The organism is Stella humosa, assembly GCF_006738645.1.
Lineage (GTDB): Bacteria > Pseudomonadota > Alphaproteobacteria > ATCC43930 > Allostellaceae > Allostella > Allostella humosa.
Map to the genome: position 1 here is coordinate 445725 of NZ_AP019700.1, position 19049 is coordinate 464773.

At 71.0% G+C, this 19049-nt stretch carries 16 protein-coding genes; 5 read left to right on the top strand and 11 right to left on the bottom strand.

Annotated elements, in window-relative coordinates; genetic code table 11:
* Window positions 1-3: 3 nt before the first annotated feature.
* The 5 genes from STVA_RS02105 to pdxH all read right to left on the bottom strand — a co-directional run bounded on the left by STVA_RS02105 (window position 4) and on the right by pdxH (window position 5988).
* Window positions 4-1917, bottom strand: coding sequence for a calcium-binding protein (locus tag STVA_RS02105; protein WP_123695603.1), 1914 nt, complete (start codon window positions 1915-1917; stop codon window positions 4-6).
* A 127-nt stretch (window positions 1918-2044) separates the two neighbouring features.
* On the bottom strand, window positions 2045-3151 hold the full coding sequence (locus STVA_RS02110) for an NAD(P)/FAD-dependent oxidoreductase (RefSeq protein WP_123695605.1): 1107 nt from the start codon (window positions 3149-3151) through the stop codon (window positions 2045-2047).
* Between the two features lie 48 nt (window positions 3152-3199).
* Window positions 3200-4402 carry a glycosyltransferase gene (locus STVA_RS02115; RefSeq protein ID WP_123695607.1) on the bottom strand — a complete coding sequence of 401 codons (1203 nt, stop codon included), beginning with the start codon at window positions 4400-4402 and terminating at the stop codon, window positions 3200-3202.
* A gap of 87 nt (window positions 4403-4489) precedes the next feature.
* A complete protein-coding gene (locus STVA_RS02120) occupies window positions 4490-5401 on the bottom strand; it encodes a cation diffusion facilitator family transporter (RefSeq protein ID WP_142235619.1) in 912 nt (303 codons plus the stop codon).
* A complete protein-coding gene (gene pdxH, locus STVA_RS02125) occupies window positions 5398-5988 on the bottom strand; it encodes a pyridoxamine 5'-phosphate oxidase (protein WP_123695609.1) in 591 nt (196 codons plus the stop codon). The genes STVA_RS02120 and pdxH overlap by 4 nt, the downstream gene beginning before the upstream one ends.
* Window positions 5989-6156: 168 nt before the next feature.
* On the opposite strand from pdxH, the gene STVA_RS02130 reads away from it, so the two are divergent.
* Together STVA_RS02130 and STVA_RS02135 are read left to right on the top strand one after the other, a co-directional pair.
* Window positions 6157-6588, top strand: a complete 432-nt coding sequence (locus tag STVA_RS02130; protein WP_170216756.1) for an RT0821/Lpp0805 family surface protein — start codon at window positions 6157-6159, stop codon at window positions 6586-6588.
* A gap of 9 nt (window positions 6589-6597) precedes the next feature.
* Window positions 6598-7524 (top strand): DnaJ C-terminal domain-containing protein, encoded by a 927-nt coding sequence (locus STVA_RS02135; protein WP_123695613.1) that lies wholly within the window; start codon window positions 6598-6600, stop codon window positions 7522-7524.
* On the opposite strand, the gene STVA_RS02140 is transcribed toward STVA_RS02135, so the two are convergent.
* Window positions 7491-8813, bottom strand: coding sequence for a YihY family inner membrane protein (locus STVA_RS02140; protein ID WP_123695615.1), 1323 nt, complete (start codon window positions 8811-8813; stop codon window positions 7491-7493). The two genes, STVA_RS02135 and STVA_RS02140, sit on opposite strands and share 34 nt — an antisense overlap.
* 105 nt (window positions 8814-8918) lie before the next feature.
* On the opposite strand from STVA_RS02140, the gene fabI reads away from it, so the two are divergent.
* The 3 genes from fabI to STVA_RS02155 are packed head-to-tail and all read left to right on the top strand — an operon-like array spanning window position 8919 to window position 13151.
* On the top strand, window positions 8919-9731 hold the full coding sequence (fabI, locus tag STVA_RS02145) for an enoyl-ACP reductase FabI (RefSeq protein WP_123695643.1): 813 nt from the start codon (window positions 8919-8921) through the stop codon (window positions 9729-9731).
* Window positions 9732-9751: 20 nt separating this feature from the next.
* Window positions 9752-10852 (top strand): chorismate synthase, encoded by a 1101-nt coding sequence (gene aroC / locus STVA_RS02150; protein WP_123695617.1) that lies wholly within the window; start codon window positions 9752-9754, stop codon window positions 10850-10852.
* Window positions 10845-13151, top strand: coding sequence for a molybdopterin-dependent oxidoreductase (locus STVA_RS02155; RefSeq protein WP_123695619.1), 2307 nt, complete (start codon window positions 10845-10847; stop codon window positions 13149-13151). The genes aroC and STVA_RS02155 overlap by 8 nt, the downstream gene beginning before the upstream one ends.
* A 12-nt stretch (window positions 13152-13163) precedes the next feature.
* On the opposite strand, the gene STVA_RS02160 is transcribed toward STVA_RS02155, so the two are convergent.
* The 5 genes from STVA_RS02160 to STVA_RS02180 all read right to left on the bottom strand — a co-directional run bounded on the left by STVA_RS02160 (window position 13164) and on the right by STVA_RS02180 (window position 18997).
* A protein-coding gene (locus STVA_RS02160; protein ID WP_123687763.1) for an IS630 family transposase occupies window positions 13164-14106 on the bottom strand; the annotation gives its coding sequence in 2 pieces (ribosomal slippage) (window positions 13164-13769 and window positions 13771-14106; 942 coding nt in all).
* A 95-nt stretch (window positions 14107-14201) separates the two neighbouring features.
* A complete protein-coding gene (locus tag STVA_RS02165; RefSeq protein WP_123694639.1) occupies window positions 14202-15257 on the bottom strand; it encodes an NAD(P)-dependent oxidoreductase in 1056 nt (351 codons plus the stop codon).
* A 35-nt stretch (window positions 15258-15292) separates the two neighbouring features.
* A complete protein-coding gene (locus tag STVA_RS02170) occupies window positions 15293-16960 on the bottom strand; it encodes a glycosyltransferase family 4 protein (RefSeq protein WP_123694637.1) in 1668 nt (555 codons plus the stop codon).
* A 46-nt stretch (window positions 16961-17006) separates the two neighbouring features.
* Window positions 17007-18278, bottom strand: a complete 1272-nt coding sequence (locus STVA_RS02175) for a class I SAM-dependent RNA methyltransferase (protein WP_123694635.1) — start codon at window positions 18276-18278, stop codon at window positions 17007-17009.
* Window positions 18275-18997, bottom strand: a complete 723-nt coding sequence (locus STVA_RS02180; RefSeq protein WP_123694710.1) for a TlyA family RNA methyltransferase — start codon at window positions 18995-18997, stop codon at window positions 18275-18277. The genes STVA_RS02175 and STVA_RS02180 overlap by 4 nt, the downstream gene beginning before the upstream one ends.
* Between the last annotated feature and the right edge of the window lie 52 nt (window positions 18998-19049).

The following is a 19049-nucleotide window of genomic DNA, read 5'->3' on the forward strand; positions in this document are numbered from 1 at the left end:
GGGTCAGATCACCAGCGTGCTGTCCGGCGAGACGGGTATGTAGTCCGCCCCGTTCCATTGGTAGACCTGGACCTGCGTCGCATCGGACCGGATATCGTAGACGTTGATCCATTGTATCTCGTCTGGATCGAAGTAGGTTCGTCCGGATCCGTTGCTGAACAGGATCGACCAGGCGCCGCCGGAGCTCTCGAAGAAAACCTCGGGCGCTGGCGCCTGGGGGGAATCGGCGAACTTGTAGAGGATCAGGGCGTCGGCCGCGCCGTCGCTGCCGCCGTCGATGACGGTCGTGACGCCCGAGCCGAAGCCGACATAGTAGCCGTCGTCCCCGTTGCCGCCCCGTAGCGTGGTGAAACCCTCCCCGGCGTAGAGGTCGTCATTGCCCTCGTCGCCGGACAGCATGTCGTTGCCGGCGATGGCATAGATCGTATCGTCGCTCGCCCCGCCATAGGCGAGGTCATCGCCCGCCCCGGTGACGATGCTGTCGTTGCCCTTGTCGCCCAGCAGCGAGTCCCGGCCGTCGGTGGCGGTGATGGTATCGGCACCCGCTCCGCCGAAGACGAGGTTGTCGGCACCGCCGGCCGCGATCACGTCGTTGCCCTGGCCGCCATACAGCGTGTCGTTGCCGTCGCCCAGCGTCGACTGGTCCTGTTCGAAGGGCGGCTTGTCGCCCCACAGGGAATCGGCACCTTCGCCGCCGATCAGCAGGTCGCCGGACGAGCCGCCCGACAGGAAGTCCGCATCCGCATTGCCGTCGAGGCTGTCCGAGCCGCCATTGCCGAGGATGACGTCGAAGCCGAGGCCGCCCTGCACCAGGTCGATGCCGGTGCCGCCGGTGAAGTTGTCCTCGCCCTGGCCGAGCCAGGCGATGGCGGTGCCGTAGTCGCCGACGATGTTGATCGTATCGTCGCCCGCACTGCCGAACACGGCATTGAAGATCGGTTCGGAGCCCGGGAAGTCGTCATTGTCCCAGTCGGCTGCGAACTGGATCGTGATGCTGTCGTTGCCGGCCCCGCCATCGACCAGGCCGGCGCCATCGCCGTCGACGATCACGTCGTCGCCGGCCCCGCCGGCAAGCGTGTCGAGGAAGCCCGCCCCGCCGTCGATGCGGTCGTCGTCGGCCTGGCCCAGCAGGAAGTCGTCGCCGACGCCGCCCTCTATGGTGTCGCGGCCGGTGCCGCCGAACACCAGGTCCTCGTCGACGCCGCCCGACAGCCGGTCGTCGCCCTCGCCACCCGCCAGCGTGTCGCGGCCGGTCTCGCCATCGAGCGTGTCGTTGCCGCCGGCACCCTCGAGCCAGTCGTTGCCGCTGCCGCCGACGACGGAATCGTCGTCGCCGCCGCCATCCAGGTAGTCGTCGCCGGCGCCGCCGCTGACCCGGTCCATGCCGCCATTGGCATAGACGCGGTCGCTTCCGTCGCCGCCCTGGACCTGGTCGAGGAAATCGCCGCCCAGATAGAGGTTGTCGCCGCCGCCCAGCAGCGCGATCACCCGGGCATACTGGCCGCCGACCGAGATCTGGTCGTTGCCGTCGGAATCCTCCGGCTGGGCCCCGTCGCCGCGGATGACGATGTCGGCCGCCGGGTTCAGCAGCACCACCGAGATGCTGTCGCTGCCGGCGCCGCCGACCACCTCGGGCGCCAGCGGGCGGCCCGATTCGTTCACCCAGTCGGGCGAGAAGGCGATGTCGATGGTATCGTCGCCGCCCCCGCCGTCGATGCCGCCGACGCCGTCCGGATCCGTCAGCAGGTCGTTCTGCTCGCCGCCCAGCAGGCGGTCGTAGAAGCCGGGGCCGCCTTCGAGCGTGTCGTTGCCGTCGCCGCCGGCCAGGGTATCCTGGCCGCCCTCGCCCAGGATCAGGTCGTTGCCGGCGGTGCCGGTCAGGCTTTCGCTGGAGGCCGATCCCGTGAGGGTGACCATGCCGCTCTCCTCGCCATCGGCGCCGCTGCCGTCAGCGGTCGCTGCGATCGATCTCGTACAGCGTCTTCATTACCTGTTGCGAGGCCGCGTCGTCGAGCGAGTAATAGGATTGGCTCTGCGGCCCGGGTCAGGCGCCGAAGAGGCGTCCCGGCGCCAGTTCCGCCGCCGCCAGGCCCATCGCCGCCAGATCCTCGGGCAGGTCGCCGCTGGTGACGATGGCCGCCACGGCGCGGCCCATGGCGGGCGATGTCATGATGCCGTAGCCGCCCTGGCCCGCGCACCAGAAGAAGCCGGGCGCCTCCGGCGCCTCGCCCACCACCGGCGTCTTGTCGGCGACGAAGCTGCGCAGGCCGGCCCATTTGTGGGTGATGCGCCGGACCTTGAGGGTCGTCGCCTGCTCGATGCGGTCGACGCAGACGGCGATGTCATACTCGTCCGGCTGGGCGTCGCACGGCTCGGACGGGGTCTCGTCGGCGGGCGAGGCCAGGACGCGCCCGGCCTCGGGCTTGAAGTAGAAGGTCTCGTCGATGTCCAGGCCCATCGGCCAGCCATGCACCGGCGTCTCGGCCGGGGCGTCGAAGGTGATGGCGGTGCGCCGCTTGGGCACCAGCCCGATCGGCCGAACGCCGGCCGCCCGGGCGACGACGTCGGCCCAGGCGCCGGCGGCATTGACCACGACCGGCGCGCGGAAGGTGCCTTGGCGCGTCTCCACCTCCCAGCCGCTGCCGACCGGCCGGGCTATGGCGTCGCCGGTCGCCGTCACGAGCTGGCCGCCGCGATCGCGCAGGCCCTTCAGGAAGGCCTGGTGGATGCCGTGGACATCCATGTCGGTGGCGTCGGGCTCATGGATCGCGCGGGTGAAATAGTCGGGCTGAAGGATCGGCAGCAGGCGCAGCGCGTCGGCCTTGGAGATTTCCTCGAAGGTCTGGGGAAAGGCCTTGCCGTCGGCCAGCGCCCGGTCGATCGACGCACCCTGCGCGGCGTTGCCCACGAACAGCACGCCGCGCGGGCTGAGGAAGCCCTGCCGGTCGAAGAAGGGCTTGCTGGCGATCGTCAGGATGCGGATGACGCGGTTGCCGTAGTTCTCGGTATAGAGCGCTGCCGACCGGCCGGTCGTGTGATAGCCGGGGGCGTCCTCGCGCTCCAGCACGACGACGCGGCCGTGGGCCGCCAGTTCGCAACCGGCCGAGGCACCGGCGACGCCGCCGCCGATGACGATGAAATCAGTTTCCATGGGCGCGGAAACTAGCCGGTTCGCCGCCTGTCGCCTAGGGGCGGCAGCCTATGCCGAAGCGCCGCCCGCCAGGATCTTGCACGCCTCCACGATCTGCGGCATGGCCGGCTGGGCATCGCGGCTGGCGATCATGGCGGCCGCCCGCTGGGCGCGGCCGACCAGGTCCTGGTCGCCGAAGGCCGAGCGCAGTGCCGTCGCCACGCCATCGGCGGAGATGCCCTGGCGCAGCCGGCCGCCGACACGGAAGCGGAACAGCACGTCGGACGTCAGTTGCTGCTCGAAGCTGGTGGGGGCCAGGATCTGCGGCCGGCCCAGCGCCAGCATGTCCTGGCTGGTGCCGACGCCGCCATGGTGGATGACGCAGCGCGCCCGGCCGACCGCCTCGCGGAAGGCGGCCGACGGCAGCACCTCCGACAGCACCTCGATGCCGACGGACTGGAACGCCTCGATCGTCCGGCGCGAGGCGTTGCGGATATAGGCCTGGCCCGTGGCGCCGGCCTGGGCCAGGCCCTGGCCGATGTCGTTCAGCTTCTCGAACGAGCCGCTCAGATAGCAGAAGACGTGCTTGGCGTCGGGCGGCGGCGGCAGCATCGCCGGCAGGGCCCGCAGCGGCCCGACCGTGCGCGCGGGCACCGCCCGGACATAGGGGTCGAACTCCGGCAGGATGCAGACGAACTCCCGGTCGCCGGCAACGATGGAGGGCAGGTGCTCGGGCTCGGGCCGTCCGCGCGCCTTCTGCACCTGGCGCACCACGTCCAGGATCGCCTGCTGGCTGGTCTGCGACTGGGCGTCCTCGCGGAGCGTCGGGAACTCGGCCGGGGCGCTGGGCGGCTGCGAGAAGCCGTCCCCGATCGCCACGATGGGGATGCTGCCGCGGGCCGCCAGCGTGACGGTGGGCGAGAAGTCGCAGACGATCAGGTCCGGCTTCACCGCCAGGAACACCTGGTCCCAGGCGCGCACCAGCGGCGTCAGCAGGTCCGGGTTGCCGTAGCCGACGAAGTAGAGGATGTCCGAGAACCGCCCGACCTTGAAGCGCGCGTCGTTCAGGGCGAGGTGCGGCAGGGCGCGGCTGACCGGCGCCTGCATCACCGGCCAGGGGCGATGGCCCAGGATCGGAAAGGTCTCGCAGACATCGCCCACAGCGAATACCGGCCGGTAGCCATGGGGCTCCAGCGCGTCGGCGACGGCGATCAGGCGGCTCACATGACCGAAGCCATAGCCGAGTTCGGCGGTGAAGAGGACGGTGCGCATGGCTTCCGGTCGTGATGGGTTGGCACTGGGGCGGATCGGCGGCGGACCTTAGCGCAGATTGCGCCGGCGTGCCGGGCCGGGGTGATGCTAGCCCAGGCCGTGCCGCTCCAGCCCGGCCGGGTCCTGGTGGATGATCACCTCGGCATGGGGGAACTCGTGCCGGATCGCCGCCTCGACGGCATCGGCAATGGCGTGCGCGCGGCGCAGCGTCATGTCGCCGTCCAGCTCGATATGGATCTGCACGAAGGCCTGGGGACCGGCCGCCCGCGTCTTCAGGTCGTGGACATCGCGCACGTCCGGGTGGGCCAGCGCGATCGCGCGGATCTGCTCGCGCTCCGCGTCGGGCAGCTCGCGGTCCATGAGCTGGGTGGTCGACAGGCGCACGATCTGCAGCGCGCTCCACAGGATGAAGGCGCCGATGGCGATGCCGAACAGCGGGTCGAGCCAGGGCAATGTCAGCCAGCGGCTGGCCAGCAACGACACGATGACCGCGCCGTTCAGCAGCAGGTCGCTCTGGTAGTGCAGGGAATCCGCGCCGATCGCGACCGAGCCGGTGCGCCGGACCACATGGCGCTGGTAGGTGACGAGCGCCAGCGAGGCCAGGATGCTGAAGACCATCACGGCGACGCCGACGCCGGTATTGGTAACGGGCTCGGGGGCCGCCAGCCGGCGCGCGGCCTCCACGAACAGCAGCACGGCCGAGCCGGCGATGAAGCCCGCCTGCGCCAGGCCGGCCAGCGGCTCGGCCTTGCCATGGCCGAACCGGTGCTCGTCGTCGGCCGGCGTAAGGGCATGGCGTACGGCCAGCATGTTGACCAGCGAGGCCGCCAGGTCGAGCAGCGAATCGATCAGGCTCGACAGCAGGCTGACCGAGTCGGTGGCGATGTAGGCCACCGTCTTGACCAGGATCAGCGATGCCGCGACCGCGGTGGAGGCGATCACGGCCCGCCGCAGCAGGCGGGCCGTGATGGCCGGATCGCGGACCGCGGCAGCGGTCATGGAAACAGGCGCTCGGTCTTCCAGCTACTGCCGTCGCGGACGTAGATCAGGCGGTCATGCAGGCGGAAGGCCTTGTCCTGCCAGAACTCCATGCGCTGCGGCGCGACTCGGAAGCCCGACCAGTGCGGCGGCCGCGGCACGGTGCCGATGGCATAGCGCGCGGTATAGGCCGCGACCTGCTTTTCCAGGTGGAAGCGGCTTTCCAGCGGGCGCGACTGGGCCGAAGCCCAGGCGCCGATCTGGCTGGCCCGCGCGCGGGACTGGAAATAGGCGTCGGCCTCGGCCGCCGATACCGGCGTGACCGGCCCCTCGACCCGCACTTGGCGGCGCAGCGATTTCCAGTGGAACAGCAGGGCCGCCCGCGGATTGGCCGCCAGTTCGCCGCCCTTGCGGCTCTCGAGGTTGGTGTAGAAGACGAAACCGGCCTCGTCGGCATGCTTCAGCAGCACCATGCGCACCGACGGAAAGCCGTCGGGCGTGGTCGTGGCCAGGGCCATGCCATTGGGGTCGTTGGGTTCGCTCTTCTCGGCTTCGGCCAGCCACTCGGCGAAGAGGCGGGTGGGCTCGGCGGCGCTGATCTCGTCCATGATGCTCCCGGGGCAGAACCTGTGCGAGGATATGGTGTTCCTGCATTTTTTCCATCCCGGCGATCCTGGATGGGACAAGGTGCCGTACCCATCTGAAATGGCGAAGGATTCCTGTTGGACCGACAAGGCATGAGGCGGCTGGGTGGCGGCGCACGGCATCGTGGGCGGATGACGCTCGTCCTGCTGTTGGCGCTGGGCGCCTGCGACGGCGGCGAGAAGCCGGGGGCGGCCCCCACCGCGCGGACGGCGGTTTCGGGGGCGGCTGCCCCCGGCACGGCCCCGCTGCTGGCGATCTTCGGTGCGGCGCCTGCCGCGCCGGCGCTGGGCGAGGGCGACCGGCAGCAGGTGCAGGCGGCCGAGCGCCGGGCCTTTGCCGTCGCAGCCGGCCAGCCGGTGCATTGGCAGAACCCGCGCACGGGGGCCTTCGGCGAGATCGTGGCGCTGGGCCCGGCGGAACGCCGGCAGGGCCAGCTATGCCGATCCTTCCGGCACAAGGTGCTGGTCGCCGGCCGCAGCCAGGAAGCGACGGGCACGGCCTGCGCCCGGGCCGAGCGGGCGGGTGGGGAATCTTCCGGAGCGAATGCCGGGCAGCAGGGCTAGAGGACCGACATGAACGACCCCTATCAGCTTCTGGGCGTGCCGCGGACGGCCAGCGCGGCAGAGGTCAAGCAGGCCTATCGCAAGCTGGCCAAGAAGCTGCATCCTGACATGCAGCAGGGCAAGACCGGCAACGAGCAGCGCTTCAAGGACGTGACGGCGGCCTACGACCTGCTGTCCGACCCGGACAAGCGTGCCCGCTTCGACCGCGGCGAGATCGACGCCTCGGGGGCCGAGCGTGCACCGGCCGGGTTCCGCTGGAGCCAGGAGGCGCAGCGCGGCCGCGGCCCGGCAAGCGGTCCCGGCGGCGCCAGCACCGGCGGCTCGCGCTTCAATTTCGAGTTCGCGGACGACATCTTCTCCGACCTGTTCGGCCGCGGCCGGCGCACGGCCGCGCCGCCGCCCGATGCCGACGGCCAGGATATCCGGCTCGGCCTGCGGGTCCCGTTCCTGGAGGCGGTGAAGGGTGGCAAGCGCCCGTTGCAGCTACCAGACGGGCGGGTCGTCAACGTCACCATCCCGGCCGGGACCGAGGACGGGCAGCAGCTTCGCCTGCGCGGCCAGGCGCCCCAGGGTATGGGCGGCGGCGACGTCTATGTGACGATCGAGGTGGAGCCGCACCCGGACTTCACCCGGCAGGGCGCCGACATCCTGTCGACCGTGCCGGTGACCCTGGCAGAAGCGGTGCTGGGGGCGACCATCCGCGTCGACACGGTGGACGGCCAGGTCGGGCTGAAGGTGCCGCCCGGCGCCAATCACGGCCGCCGCATGCGCCTGCGCGGCAAGGGCCTGCAGGTGGCGGGCGCGGGCCGCGGCGACCACTATGTGACGCTGGCCGTCACCCTGCCCGAGGCGATGGACGACGAGCTGCGGCAGTTCGTCGAGGGCTGGTCCGACCGCCACCCCTATCGCGTGCGGCCCGAGGGCGGCGCGGAGTAGGGTGCCGCTGCCGCCGGCTGCGGCGGCAGGGCCTCGTCCAGCACGCGGCCGATCGGCACGTCGAGCGCGTTCTGCTCGGCCAGCGACAGGCCGCGCATCATGGCGTTGAAGCGCGGCGTCCAGGCCGCGGTCGGGAATTCGGGACCCAGTTCGCCCGCCCGGTGCATGCCGAGCGCGTGGGCCAGCGTATCGACGGTGTCGGTCTGCAGGTCGCGGGCCAGCAGCCAGCGCCCGCCGCCGGTCGGCGCCACGTAGCCCGCCTCGTAGAGCGCGTGCAGCCGGTCGTCGACCATGGTGGTGGCAAGGCCCAGGCGCCGCGCCAGTTCCCGCACCCGGCGCCCGCCCGGCGTGCGCAGCCCGTCGAGGATGGCCAGGCTGAGGGCCAGCGTCAGCGTGTGGGTGCCAGACGTGCGACCGCCGAACCGTTCGGCCCGCCATTCCGGCAGCCCGGCGGTGACGACGGCGCCGAACATCACGACCGCCCACATCAGGTACATCCACAGCAGGAAGATCGGCAGGGCGGCGATCGCGCCATAGACCGCCTGGTAGCTGACGAAGCGGGTGACGTAGTAGCCGAAGCTCATCTGGATGAGCTGGAACAGCAGGGCCGCCACCAGCCCGCCCACGAACCCGTCCGACCAGCGCACGGTGCGGTTGGGGATGATGAGGTAGAGCGAGGAGAAGGCGGCCACGCTGAGGAGGAACGGAAAGACCCAGGCGATGCGCGAGAGCAGGAACCCCAGCCCGGCATCCTCGGCCAGGGCCAGCGCCCGGCTGGAGAGCGACAGGCTGGCGCCCAGCAGCAGCGGCCCCAGGCTGAGGATCGCCCAGTAGGCCAGGATGCGGCCGAGCCAGGGCCGCTCGGTCGGCACCCGCCAGATGAAATTGAAGCGCCATTCGATGGTGGCCAGCAGCAGCACCGCCGTCACCGCCAGGCCCACCACGCCGACCGCCGTCAACTGCACGGCGGCACCCGCGAACTGCGAGACATAGGTATCGACGACCTCGCCCACCTCCGGCACCAGGTTGCGCAGGATGAGCGCAGAGATCGCCTGGCGGGCGTCGGAATACATGGGAAAGGCCGTCAGCGCCGACAGGCCCACGGCAAAGGCCGGCACGATCGCCAGCAGCGAGGTGTAGCTGAGCGAGCCCGCCGCCTCCAGGCACTGGTCGCGGTAGAAGCGGCGCATGGCATAGAGGGCGAAGCCGCCGGCCAGCCGCAACCGGTCCATTCCCGCCCGCAACCCGCGGCGGGTGGCGGCCTCCCAATCGAATCGTGCGCCGATCATGGAGGATATATAGCGTGCCCTGCGATCGGCCGGTGCGTTGCCGCAACGATTCTATGGTGTAGGATGCCGGCCGATTGCCGGAATTGGGTCGCGAGCGAGGCAAGCATGCAGGAAGCACGGCCGTTGATGGCCGGCAAACGGGGTTTGATCATGGGGGTGGCCAACGACCGCTCGATCGCCTGGGGCGTTGCCCAGGCCGTCGCAGGGGCCGGGGCGCAACTCGCCTTCACCTATCAGGGCGAAGCATTGGAGAAGCGGGTGCGTCCGCTGGCCGAATCGGTCGGCTCGGACATCCTGCTGCCGTGCGACGTTCTCGACGGGGCCAGCCTCGATGCCGTATTCGCCACCTTGCAGGAACGTTGGGGCGGGCTGGACTTCCTGGTCCACGCCATCGCCTATTCCGACAAGGACGAACTGAAGGGGCGCTACGTCGATACCAGCCGGGAGAACTTCGTCCAGTCGATGCTGGTCTCCTGCTACTCCTTCACCGAGGTCTCGCGCCGCGCGTCGGCGATGATGGGTCCGGGCGGCAGCTTGCTGACCATGACCTATTACGGGGCCGAGAAGGTGATGCCCCACTACAACGTCATGGGCGTGGCCAAGGCCGCGCTGGAGGCCAGCGTGCGCTACATCGCGGCCGACCTGGGCGGCGACGGGGTGCGGGTGAACGCCATCTCGGCCGGGCCGATCAAGACGCTGGCGGCATCGGGGATCGGCGACTTCCGCTACATCCTGAAGTGGAACCAGTACAACGCGCCGCTGAAGCGCAACGTCACCATCGAGGATGTCGGCGGCTCGGGCCTCTACCTGCTGAGCGACCTCTCGTCGGGGGTCACGGGCGAGGTGCATCACGTCGACTGCGGCTACCATGTCGTCGGCATGAAGAACGCATCGGCACCCGACATCGCCACCGTCTGACGGGGGCCACGCGCGGATCCATGTCGTTCAACACCTTCGGCCAGCTCTTCCGTTTCACCACCTGGGGGGAAAGCCACGGCCCGGCGCTGGGCGTCGTCGTCGACGGCGTGCCGCCGCTGATCCCCCTCTCCGAGGAGGAGATCCAGGTCTGGCTCGACCGCCGCAAGCCGGGGCAGTCGCGCTTCACCACCCAGCGGCGCGAGCCCGACCGGGTGGAGATCCTGTCCGGCGTGTTCGAGGGCCTGACCACGGGCACGCCGATCAGCCTGATGATCCGCAACGAGGACCAGCGGTCCAAGGACTATGCGGAGATCAAGGACAAGTTCCGGCCGGGCCATGCCGACTTCACCTACTGGACCAAGTACGGCATCCGCGACTATCGGGGCGGCGGCCGGTCGTCCGCGCGCGAGACGGCGGCCCGGGTGGCCGCCGGCGCGGTTGCCCGCAAGGTGCTGGGGGCTGGCGTCACCGTGCGCGGCGCGCTGGTGCAGATCGGCCCGCACGCCATCGACCGTGGCCGCTGGGACTGGGACGCGGTCGAGGACAACCCGTTCTGGTGCCCGGACCGGGTGACCGCCCAGAGCTGGGAAGGCTATCTCGACGGCGTCCGCAAGTCCGGCTCGTCGGCGGGGGCGGTGATCGAGATCGTGGCCGACGGCGTGCCGGCCGGCCTGGGCGCGCCCATCTACGGCAAGCTCGATTCCGACATCGCGTCGGCCTTCATGAGCATCAATGCGGTGAAGGGGGTCGAGATCGGCGCCGGTTTCGCGGCGGCCGCCCTGTCGGGCGAGGAGAATGCCGACGAGATGCGGATGGAGGGCGGCCAGCCGCACTTCACCTCCAACCAGGCGGGCGGCATCCTGGGCGGCATCGCCACCGGCCAGCCGGTGGTGGCGCGCTTCGCCGTGAAGCCGACGAGTTCGATCCTTGCCCCCCGCCGCACCGTCACCACGGGCGGTGAGGAGGCCGAGATCGTCACCAAGGGCCGCCACGACCCCTGCGTCGGCATCCGTGCCGTGCCGGTGGGCGAGGCGATGATGGCCTGCGTACTGGCCGACCATCTGCTGCGCCATCGCGCCCAGGTGGGCTTTCAGAATCCGGGAGTTCGCCAAGATGGATGACGGCGCGATCCGCGTTTCGCACAGCTCGCACTGGGGCGCCTTCACGGCCTGGAAGTCCGGCGACGGCATCGCGGTCGCCCCCCACCCGGCCGACCCGGACCCCTCGCCCTTGCTGGCCAACGTCCCGCAGGCGGCCCGACATGCCGCTCGCATCGCCCAGCCGATGGTCCGCCGCGGCTGGCTGGAGCGCGGTCCCGGGCCGGACCCGATGCGCGGTCGCGACGAATTCGTGCCGATGGCCTGGGACGACGTGCTCGACCGGCTCGCGGCCGAACTGACGCGCGTCTATGACGGACCGGGCGCGGAGGCCGTCTATGGCGGCTCCTATGGCTGGTCGAGCGCCGGGCGCTTCCACCATGCCCAGAGCCAGGTCCACCGCTTCCTCAATCTGATGGGCGGCTACATCCGCTCGGTCAACAGCTACAGCGCGGGTGCCGCCTCGGTCATCCTGCCGCGCGTGCTGGGCAATTTCGTCGACTATGCCCGCCGCAACGTGCCGTGGACCCACCTGGAGAAGTACACCGACCTCGTCGTCAGCTTCGGCGGCATGGCGATCAAGAACGCCACCGTCGGCAGCGGCGGCACCAGCAAGCACCTGGCGCGCGGCCACATGGCGGCCGCCCGCCAGCGTGGCGCGGAATTCGTCGTCATCGGCCCGCTGCGCGACGACCTGCCGGAAGAGGCAGGGGCGGAATGGCTGCCGATCGCGCCCGGCACCGACACCGCGCTGATGCTGGGCATCGCCCACACGCTGGTGGCCGACGGCCTGCACGACCGCGCCTTCCTCGACCGCTTCTGCGAGGGCTACCCGGTATTCGAGGACTACCTGACCGGCCGGTCGGACGGGGTGGCCAAGGATGCCGCCTGGGCCGCACCCATCTGCGGCATGCCGGCCGACGACATCGCGGCACTCGCCCGGCGCATGGCCGGCCGGCGCACGCTGGTGGTGGTCAGCCAGTCGCTCCAGCGCGCCGAGCATGGCGAGCAGCCGATCTGGATGGCGCTCGTGCTGGCCTCCATGCTGGGCCAGGTCGGGCTCGAGGGCGGCGGCTTCTCCTACGGGCTGGGTTCGATCGCCAATATCGGCAAGGCCGCGCTGGACGTGCCGACGCCCACCCTGTCGCAGGGGCAGAACCCGATCCGCCCCTTCATTCCGGTCGCCCGCATCTCCGACATGCTGCTGCAGCCGGGCGTGGAGTTCGACTATGACGGCCGGCGGATGACCTATCCGGCCATCAAGCTGGTCTACTGGGCGGGCGGCAACCCGTTCCATCACCACCAGGACCTGGCCCGCCTGCGCCGGGCGTTCGCCGCCGTCGATACCCTCGTGGTGCAGGATTCGGTGTGGACGGCGACTGCGCGGCACGCCGACATCGTGCTGCCGGCGACCGTGACGCTGGAGCGCGACGATATCGGCGCTGCCGCCTTCGATCCCACCATGGTGGCGATGAAGCAGGTGCTGGAGCCGTTCGGCCAGGCGCGCGACGACTACACGATCTTCGCCGAACTGTCCCGCCGCCTGGGGATCGAGCAGGAGTTCACCGAGGGCCGCACGGCCGGGGAGTGGCTGCGCCATCTCTACGAGCCGACGCGCAAGGCGATCGCCGCCCGGGAAGGCTCCGCGCCCGACTTCGACCAGTTCTGGGCCGCCGGCGAGATGACGCTGCCGACCGCGCCCGAGGATGGCGGCCCGACCCGGGCCTTCCGCCTCGATCCCGAGGGGGCGCCCCTGCCGACGCCGAGCGGCCGGGTCGAGATCTATTCGTCGACCATTGCCGGCTTCGGCTATGCCGACTGCCCCGGCCACCCGACCTGGATGGCGCCGACCGATGGCGTCGGCTCGGCCGCTATCGGCAAGTGGCCGTTGCAACTGGTGGCCAACCAGCCGGCGACCCGGCTGCACAGCCAGCTCGATTTCGGCGGTTACAGCCAGGATTCCAAGGTGCGCGGGCGCGAGCCCATCCGCATCCATCCCGACGACGCGGCCGCGCGCGGCATCGCCGAGGGCGACGTGGTGCGGCTCTTCAACGATCGCGGCGCCTGCCTGGCCGGCGCCCAGTTGAGCCGCGACGTGCGCCCGGGCGTGGTCCAGCTCGCGACCGGCGCCTGGTACGACCCGGTCGATGCGGCCGAGGACAACCCGCTCTGCGTCCATGGCAACCCGAACGTGCTGACGCGCGATGTCGGTACGTCCAGCCTGGCCCAGGGCTGCACCGGCCAGTTGACCTGCGTGCAGGTGGAGCGGTTCGCCGGCAACCTGCCGCCGATCCGCGCCTTCGACCCGCCGGCCGCGGACTAGAGCATGATCCATTCAGGTAGCGGCATATCCGGCATTTCGTAGATATCGGCTGCATTCGTCTGGGGGGAAGAGGTCGAGGAGCTTGCCGATCCGCTGCCAAGTGGAGGTGGGCGAGCGCTCCTCTGCCTTCCGCAGGAGGGTCTTGAGCTTGGCGAAGACCTGTTCGATCGGGTTGAGATCGGGGCTGTAGGGCGGCAGGAAGAAGAGCTTCGCGCCGGCGCGCCGAAGCGCGCGCCGAACGCCCTGCCCTTTGTGACTGCCGAGATTGTCCATCACGACCACGTCGCCCGGTCGCAGCGTCGGGACGAGCGCCTGCTCCACATAGGCTAGGAAGCGTTCGCCGTTGATCGGTCCGTCGAAGACGCACGGCGCGTCGATCCGGTCGGCACGCAGGGCTGCCAGGAAGGTCATGGTCTTCCAGTGCCCATGCGGCACCCGGCCGATCAGACGCTGGCCGACCGGCGCATAACCATGGGTACGCGTCATGTTGGTCTTCGCCCAGGTCTCGTCGATGAACACCAGGCGAGACGGGTCTATCCGCTTCTGGTGCAATCGCCAGCGCCGCCGACGGTAGGCAACGTCAGGCCGTTCCTGCTCGCTTGCATGCAGGCTTTTTTTTGAAGCGCAGCCCCTCGGAGCGCACGAAGCGCTGCACCGCTCCGTAGCTCGCCGCCACCCCGCGCTCGCGGAGCTCGGACACCAGTCCGCGCACCGTCAGGTCCGACTTCTCATCGATCCGACCCAGTATCCAGGCGCGATGCGGCGACAGTGACAGCGCCCGGCGCCCGCCTGTCGCCTTCGGCGCAACGCCCCCCGTATCCCGCTTGCGTTGCGCCCAACGGATCGCCGTCGCCACGCTTACCGCGAAATGCGCCGCCGCCTTATGCCGGCTCACGCCGGACTCAATCAGAGCTACCACGCGAGACCGCAAGTCCAATGAGTAGGCCCGACCCATCGATGCTGGCCTCCTAACCAGCCAGCATCTTGAATCAGAAACCTACCGCCCAGGGAATCCCCATCCGATTCAGGCCCCCAGATTCATGCTCTAGATCAGCAACCGAAGCGGCTGGCGATGTTCGCCAGCCGTGCCTGCCACAGCGGATTGTCCAGCACCGACCGGTCGACGAGGCCGGTGGGTGCCTGGCCGCGCTTGACGGCCAGGGTCGCGCGCACGTCGGCAGCACCGATGCCGGCGAAACATTCGTCGGTCCAGCACAGCGAGTGCGGGGTGAAGAGCACGTTGTCGAGCCGCAGCAGCGGGTCGTCGGCGGGGCAGGGCTCGACCTCGAACACGTCGATGCCGGCCCCGGCGATCCAGCCCTCGGTCAGGGCCTGGGCCAGCGCCTTCTGGTCGACCACGGGGCCGCGGGCGGTGTTGATCAGGAAGGCGGTGGGCTTCATCGTCCGCAGCCGATCGGCGTTGACGATGGCGCGCGTCTCCGGGTTCAGGGGCACCGACACCGACAGGAAGTCCGCCTCGGCGAACAGGCGTTCCAGGCCGACCAGCTCCACCCCCAGGCCGGCGACGGCGGCGGGGTCGATGTAGGGATCGTGCGCGATCAGCCGCATGCCGAAGGGTTGCAGCAGCTTCAGCGTCTCGAGCCCGATATTGCCGACGCCGAGCTGGGCGAAGGTACGGGTGGTCAGGCCCAGGCCCATATGGTCGTTGCGCTGCGGCCAGGCGGCGGGGCCGCCGCGAACGATGCGGTCCTTGGCCACCAGCCGGCCGGCCAGCGCCAGCATGTAGGTGATGATGGCGACCGCGACCGGCCGGCGCACCCCGTCCGGCGTGATGGCGACGGCGATGCCGGCGGCCGTGCAGGCGGCCACGTCGACGCTGTCGTAGCCGACGCCGAAGCGGGCGACCAGCGCCAGCCGCCCGTCCGCGGGAATGCTCGCGGCATCGAAGCGCGGCACCAGGACGATGACCGCGTCGAAGCCTGCCAGCCGGTCGGCCGGCAGGTGGCCGTCGACCGGGTCGACATAGGCGACCTCGATGTCGGGGTCGTCCAGCAGCGGTCCCAGGTCGAACATGGGATAGGCCGGGCTGCCGTCGGCGCGACGGAAATCGCCGCTGAGGGCGACACGGAAGCGGTCGTCGGGCATCGGTTCCTCCCCCCGGGGAATGGTCGCCCGCGGGTTCAGCCCGCGATGCGGATGGCGTCGAACTTCAGCAGGTGGCCCAGCCAGCGATAGACGGCGGCCCGGCGCACGTCGGCCACGACCGCCACCAGGGCCGAGATCGGCTGCGGCCCACCGGCCAGCAGACCCAGCACCGCCTCCTGCTCGTCCTGGCGCAGGAAGTGGCGGTCGGCCAGGTTGTTCAGTGCGGATTTGCGGATCGCCTGGACGGGGACGCCCGTCCCGGCCGGCGGCAGGGCCAGCACCAGGTCTGCCGAAAGCTGGCGGCTGGCGAAATGGCCGTAGAGGCGGAACGGATCCTCGACCCGCGGCTCATGCGAATGGCCATCGCGGCGGGCGCCGCTCTCGCCGTCGCGGATGCGGCGGGCGGCCAGTTCGCTCCACAGCGCCCGGTACTGTTCCATCACCACCGGCCAGTCGAACACCTCGCGGCCGCGCCGGGCGGCGGTGGCGGCCATGCGCGCGCGGAGCTGCGGGTCGAGCGCCAGGGAGGCGAAGGCGGCAGCCGCCCGCGGGATGTCGACCGCCGTCATCAGCGCGGTCGAGCCGACATAGCGCTGGAAGCTCTCGTTGAGGGCGGCATTGCCGAGCGGCAGCAAGGCGCCCGCCCCACCCGGCGGGGCGTAGGTCGGGATGCGGAACCCGTCCTCGCCGTCGCGCACCGTGTCGCGATAGCCGTCCCAGTCGGAGACGACGACCGGCAGGCCCGCCGCCATCGCTTCGACCGGCGCCAGGCCGAACGTCTCCTGGATGTTGTCGACGAGCGACGCGAAGACATCGGCCGCGTGCCAGATCTCGGTCTTGGCCGGCTCGACACGGGCATCGACGATGCTGAGGCCGATCGAGGGGGCATAAAGGCGGGCCGCCTCGCGGAACGCTTCCTCATGCTCTGGCATGGGGAACCAGCCGGCCATGATCGCGTGCATCTTGCGCCCGCTCGCCTTGGCCGCCTGCTCCAGGGCGATGAACATCGGCGTCGGATGGGCCTTCTCGACATAGGAGAGGCGGCCCAGATAGAGCACGGCCAGCGCGTCGTCGGCGATGCCCAGGCGCTGGCGCCACGCCCGGCCGGCGGCGATGCGCGCGTCGGTCTTGCGGAACTTGGCCACGTCGACGCCGAGCGGCAGGATCGGCAGCTGCGGCGTCGGCAGGCGGGTCGCGCCATAGCGGTCGGCCATGTAGGCGTGCCAGCGCTCGAACAGCATCTCCATGGTCTTCTTGACCGCGCGCGAGGTGCAGACGAGCGCGTCCCAGCTCTGCACCGGGCCGATCACCGTCTCCATGTGCGCGTCGAGATTGAACGGCCCGGCCATGGTGTGGATCAGGCCGGCGATGCTGTAGCTGCGCTGGCCGATCCGCCGCCGGTCCCAGGCGTCGCGCGCCAGGTGGGGGTCGAGATGCATGATGCAGCCGGGCTCGCCCAGGCGCGCCAGCTCGTTGTGGGACAGGAAGTGGGTCTTGAACTTGCGCGTGGTCAGCGTGCCCAGGATCTCCTTGTACTTCTCGGCCGTGCCGGCCGTCGAAGCATAGAGATAGAGGTCCTCGTGGGGCGTGGTCGCCAGGAAGGCGCTGATGAAGGCGTTGTTCGCCATGTCCTTCCCGAACGGTCGGTCGGTCGGGATCTTGCCGGCGGCGCGGGCGACGGAGATTGCGGCGTTCGTCGTCATGTACGGCTCGGCCCATCTATCGGGGGTGGCGGTCGGGTTGGAGACCTTATGCGGGCCGGCGGAAAACCGCTACCAGCTCGACATGCGGCGACCACAGAAACTGATCGACCGGCGTGGCCTGCTCCAGCCGCAACCCGCCCGCGACCAGGCGGGCGGCATCGCGCGCGAAGGTGACCGGGTTGCAGGAGACATAGACGACGCGCGGCACGGCCGACCGGGCCAGGGCATCCGCCAAGGCAGCCGCACCCGCCCGCGGCGGATCCAGGATGGCCGCGGTCCAGGTGCGCATCTCCGCCAGCGTAGGCGGTCGGCGGTCGAGGTCGCGCCGTTCGACGGTCACCCGGTTGCCGACCCCGCCGGCGCGGGCGCCGGCCAGCAGGGCCTCCAGGGCGGGGGCGTCGCGATCGAAGGCCAGGACCCGGCGCGCCTTGCCGGCCACGGCCAGCGCGAAGGTGCCGCAGCCGGCATGGAGGTCGGCCACGGTCGCCCCGGCCGGCACGGCCTCGGCCACCAGCGCAGACAGGACGGCCTCGGACCGCATGCCGGCCTGCAGGAACCCGCCGGGCGGTGGCGTCACCGCGATGCCGCCGAAACGCACCCGCGGCGCCCGGCGGATCGCCACCGGCTCGGGTGCCGTGCGGTCGTCGGGCGCCACCGACAGGCGGGCGAGGTCGAGGTCCTCGGCCAGGCGGGCCAGGGCCGTGCGTGCGGGCGCCCCGAAGGTGCCGGGCACGACCAGCAGCAGGTCGATCCCGCCCTCGGTCAGGGTCAGGGCGACGTCGCCCGCATGCCGCCTGGGCCAGATAGCGGCCAGGCCGCGGGCCAGCGCCGGCAGGATCGCCACCAGTTCGGGTGCGGCGACCGGACATTCGCTGATCGGGACGATGCGGTCGCTGCCGGCGGCGTTGAAGCCCACCAGCAGGCGGCCGCCGGCCGGCTGCACCGCCAGCCGCAAGCGGCGGCGGTCGCCGGGCTCGGCCGGGACCAGGGGCGCGATCACGCCGGGATCAAGGCCCTCGCGCGCGAAGGCCTCGACGACCCGCGCGCGCTTCCAGGCCTGGTAGGCGGGGGCAGCGATATGCTGGACGACGCAGCCGCCGCATTCGCCGAAATGGCGGCAGGCCGGGGCCGTCCGGTCGGGGCCGTCCGCCAGCCGTTCGACGATGCGGGCGCGCCAGCCGTCGCCCGCCTTGCGCTCGCGCGCGACCAGCAGCCGGTCGCCAGGGGCGGCGAACGGGATGTAGAGCCGGTCGGCGCCGGCCTCGGCCAGCCCGTCGCCGCCGCTGCCCAGTGCCGTCACGGTCATGGTTTCGTTCATGCCGGCTCGGCCTTGGCGCCCGCGATCAGGAATTCGACGTTGCCGTCGGCGCCGTGGATCGGGCTCTGGGTTACGCCCAGAACGGTCCAGCCGGGCAGGGATTCGAGCCACGCCCGGATGCGCAGGCACACTTCCTCGTGCAGGGCCGGGTCACGCACGATGCCGCCCTTGCCGACGCGGCCGCGGCCCACCTCGAACTGCGGCTTGATGAGCGCGACCAGCCGGGCACCCGGGCCGGTCAGGGACAGGGGCGTCGGCAGGACCGTCTCCAGCCCGATGAAGCTGGCGTCGCAGACGACGAGGTCGATCGGCTCGGGGATGGTCTCCGTCGTCAGGTGGCGGGCGTTGACGCGCTCCAGCACCACCACCCGCGGGTCGCCGCGCAGCTTCCAGGCAAGCTGGCCGTGGCCGACGTCGACGGCGTAGACGCGGGCCGCCCCGCGGGCCAGCAGCACATCGGTGAAGCCGCCGGTCGAGGCGCCCACGTCGAGCGCCACCAGGCCGGCCGGGTCGATGGCGAAATGGTCGAGCGCGCCCACCAGCTTCAGGCCGCCGCGCGACACCCAGGGCATCTCACCGCCGCGCACCTCCAGCGCCAGGTCGCCCGCGACCTTCACGCCCGGCTTGTCCAGCCGGCGCTCGCCGGTGAAGACGCGGCCGGCCAGGATCAGCGCCTGCGCCCGCTCGCGGCTTTCGGCCAGCCCGCGTGCCACCAGCATCTGGTCGAGCCGTTCGCTGCCGGCCCGCGCCGCCACTGGAGCTACCTCGGCC

Bases quoted from the DNA above. Each gene is read 5' to 3' on its own strand.
- STVA_RS02140 (WP_123695615.1), bottom strand. From the start codon at position 8,813: ATGATCGGCGCACGATTCGATTGGGAGGCCGCCACCCGCCGCGGGTTG.
- aroC (WP_123695617.1), top strand. From the start codon at position 9,752: ATGTCGTTCAACACCTTCGGCCAGCTCTTCCGTTTCACCACCTGGGGG.
- STVA_RS02110 (WP_123695605.1), bottom strand. From the start codon at position 3,151: ATGGAAACTGATTTCATCGTCATCGGCGGCGGCGTCGCCGGTGCCTCG.
- STVA_RS02165 (WP_123694639.1), bottom strand. From the start codon at position 15,257: ATGCCCGACGACCGCTTCCGTGTCGCCCTCAGCGGCGATTTCCGTCGC.
- pdxH (WP_123695609.1), bottom strand. From the start codon at position 5,988: ATGGACGAGATCAGCGCCGCCGAGCCCACCCGCCTCTTCGCCGAGTGG.
- fabI (WP_123695643.1), top strand. From the start codon at position 8,919: ATGCAGGAAGCACGGCCGTTGATGGCCGGCAAACGGGGTTTGATCATG.
- STVA_RS02135 (WP_123695613.1), top strand. From the start codon at position 6,598: ATGAACGACCCCTATCAGCTTCTGGGCGTGCCGCGGACGGCCAGCGCG.
- STVA_RS02175 (WP_123694635.1), bottom strand. From the start codon at position 18,278: ATGAACGAAACCATGACCGTGACGGCACTGGGCAGCGGCGGCGACGGG.
- STVA_RS02120 (WP_142235619.1), bottom strand. From the start codon at position 5,401: ATGACCGCTGCCGCGGTCCGCGATCCGGCCATCACGGCCCGCCTGCTG.
- STVA_RS02180 (WP_123694710.1), bottom strand. From the start codon at position 18,997: ATGCTGGTGGCACGCGGGCTGGCCGAAAGCCGCGAGCGGGCGCAGGCG.
- STVA_RS02170 (WP_123694637.1), bottom strand. From the start codon at position 16,960: ATGACGACGAACGCCGCAATCTCCGTCGCCCGCGCCGCCGGCAAGATC.
- STVA_RS02105 (WP_123695603.1), bottom strand. From the start codon at position 1,917: ATGGTCACCCTCACGGGATCGGCCTCCAGCGAAAGCCTGACCGGCACC.
- STVA_RS02155 (WP_123695619.1), top strand. From the start codon at position 10,845: ATGGATGACGGCGCGATCCGCGTTTCGCACAGCTCGCACTGGGGCGCC.
- STVA_RS02130 (WP_170216756.1), top strand. From the start codon at position 6,157: ATGACGCTCGTCCTGCTGTTGGCGCTGGGCGCCTGCGACGGCGGCGAG.
- STVA_RS02115 (WP_123695607.1), bottom strand. From the start codon at position 4,402: ATGCGCACCGTCCTCTTCACCGCCGAACTCGGCTATGGCTTCGGTCAT.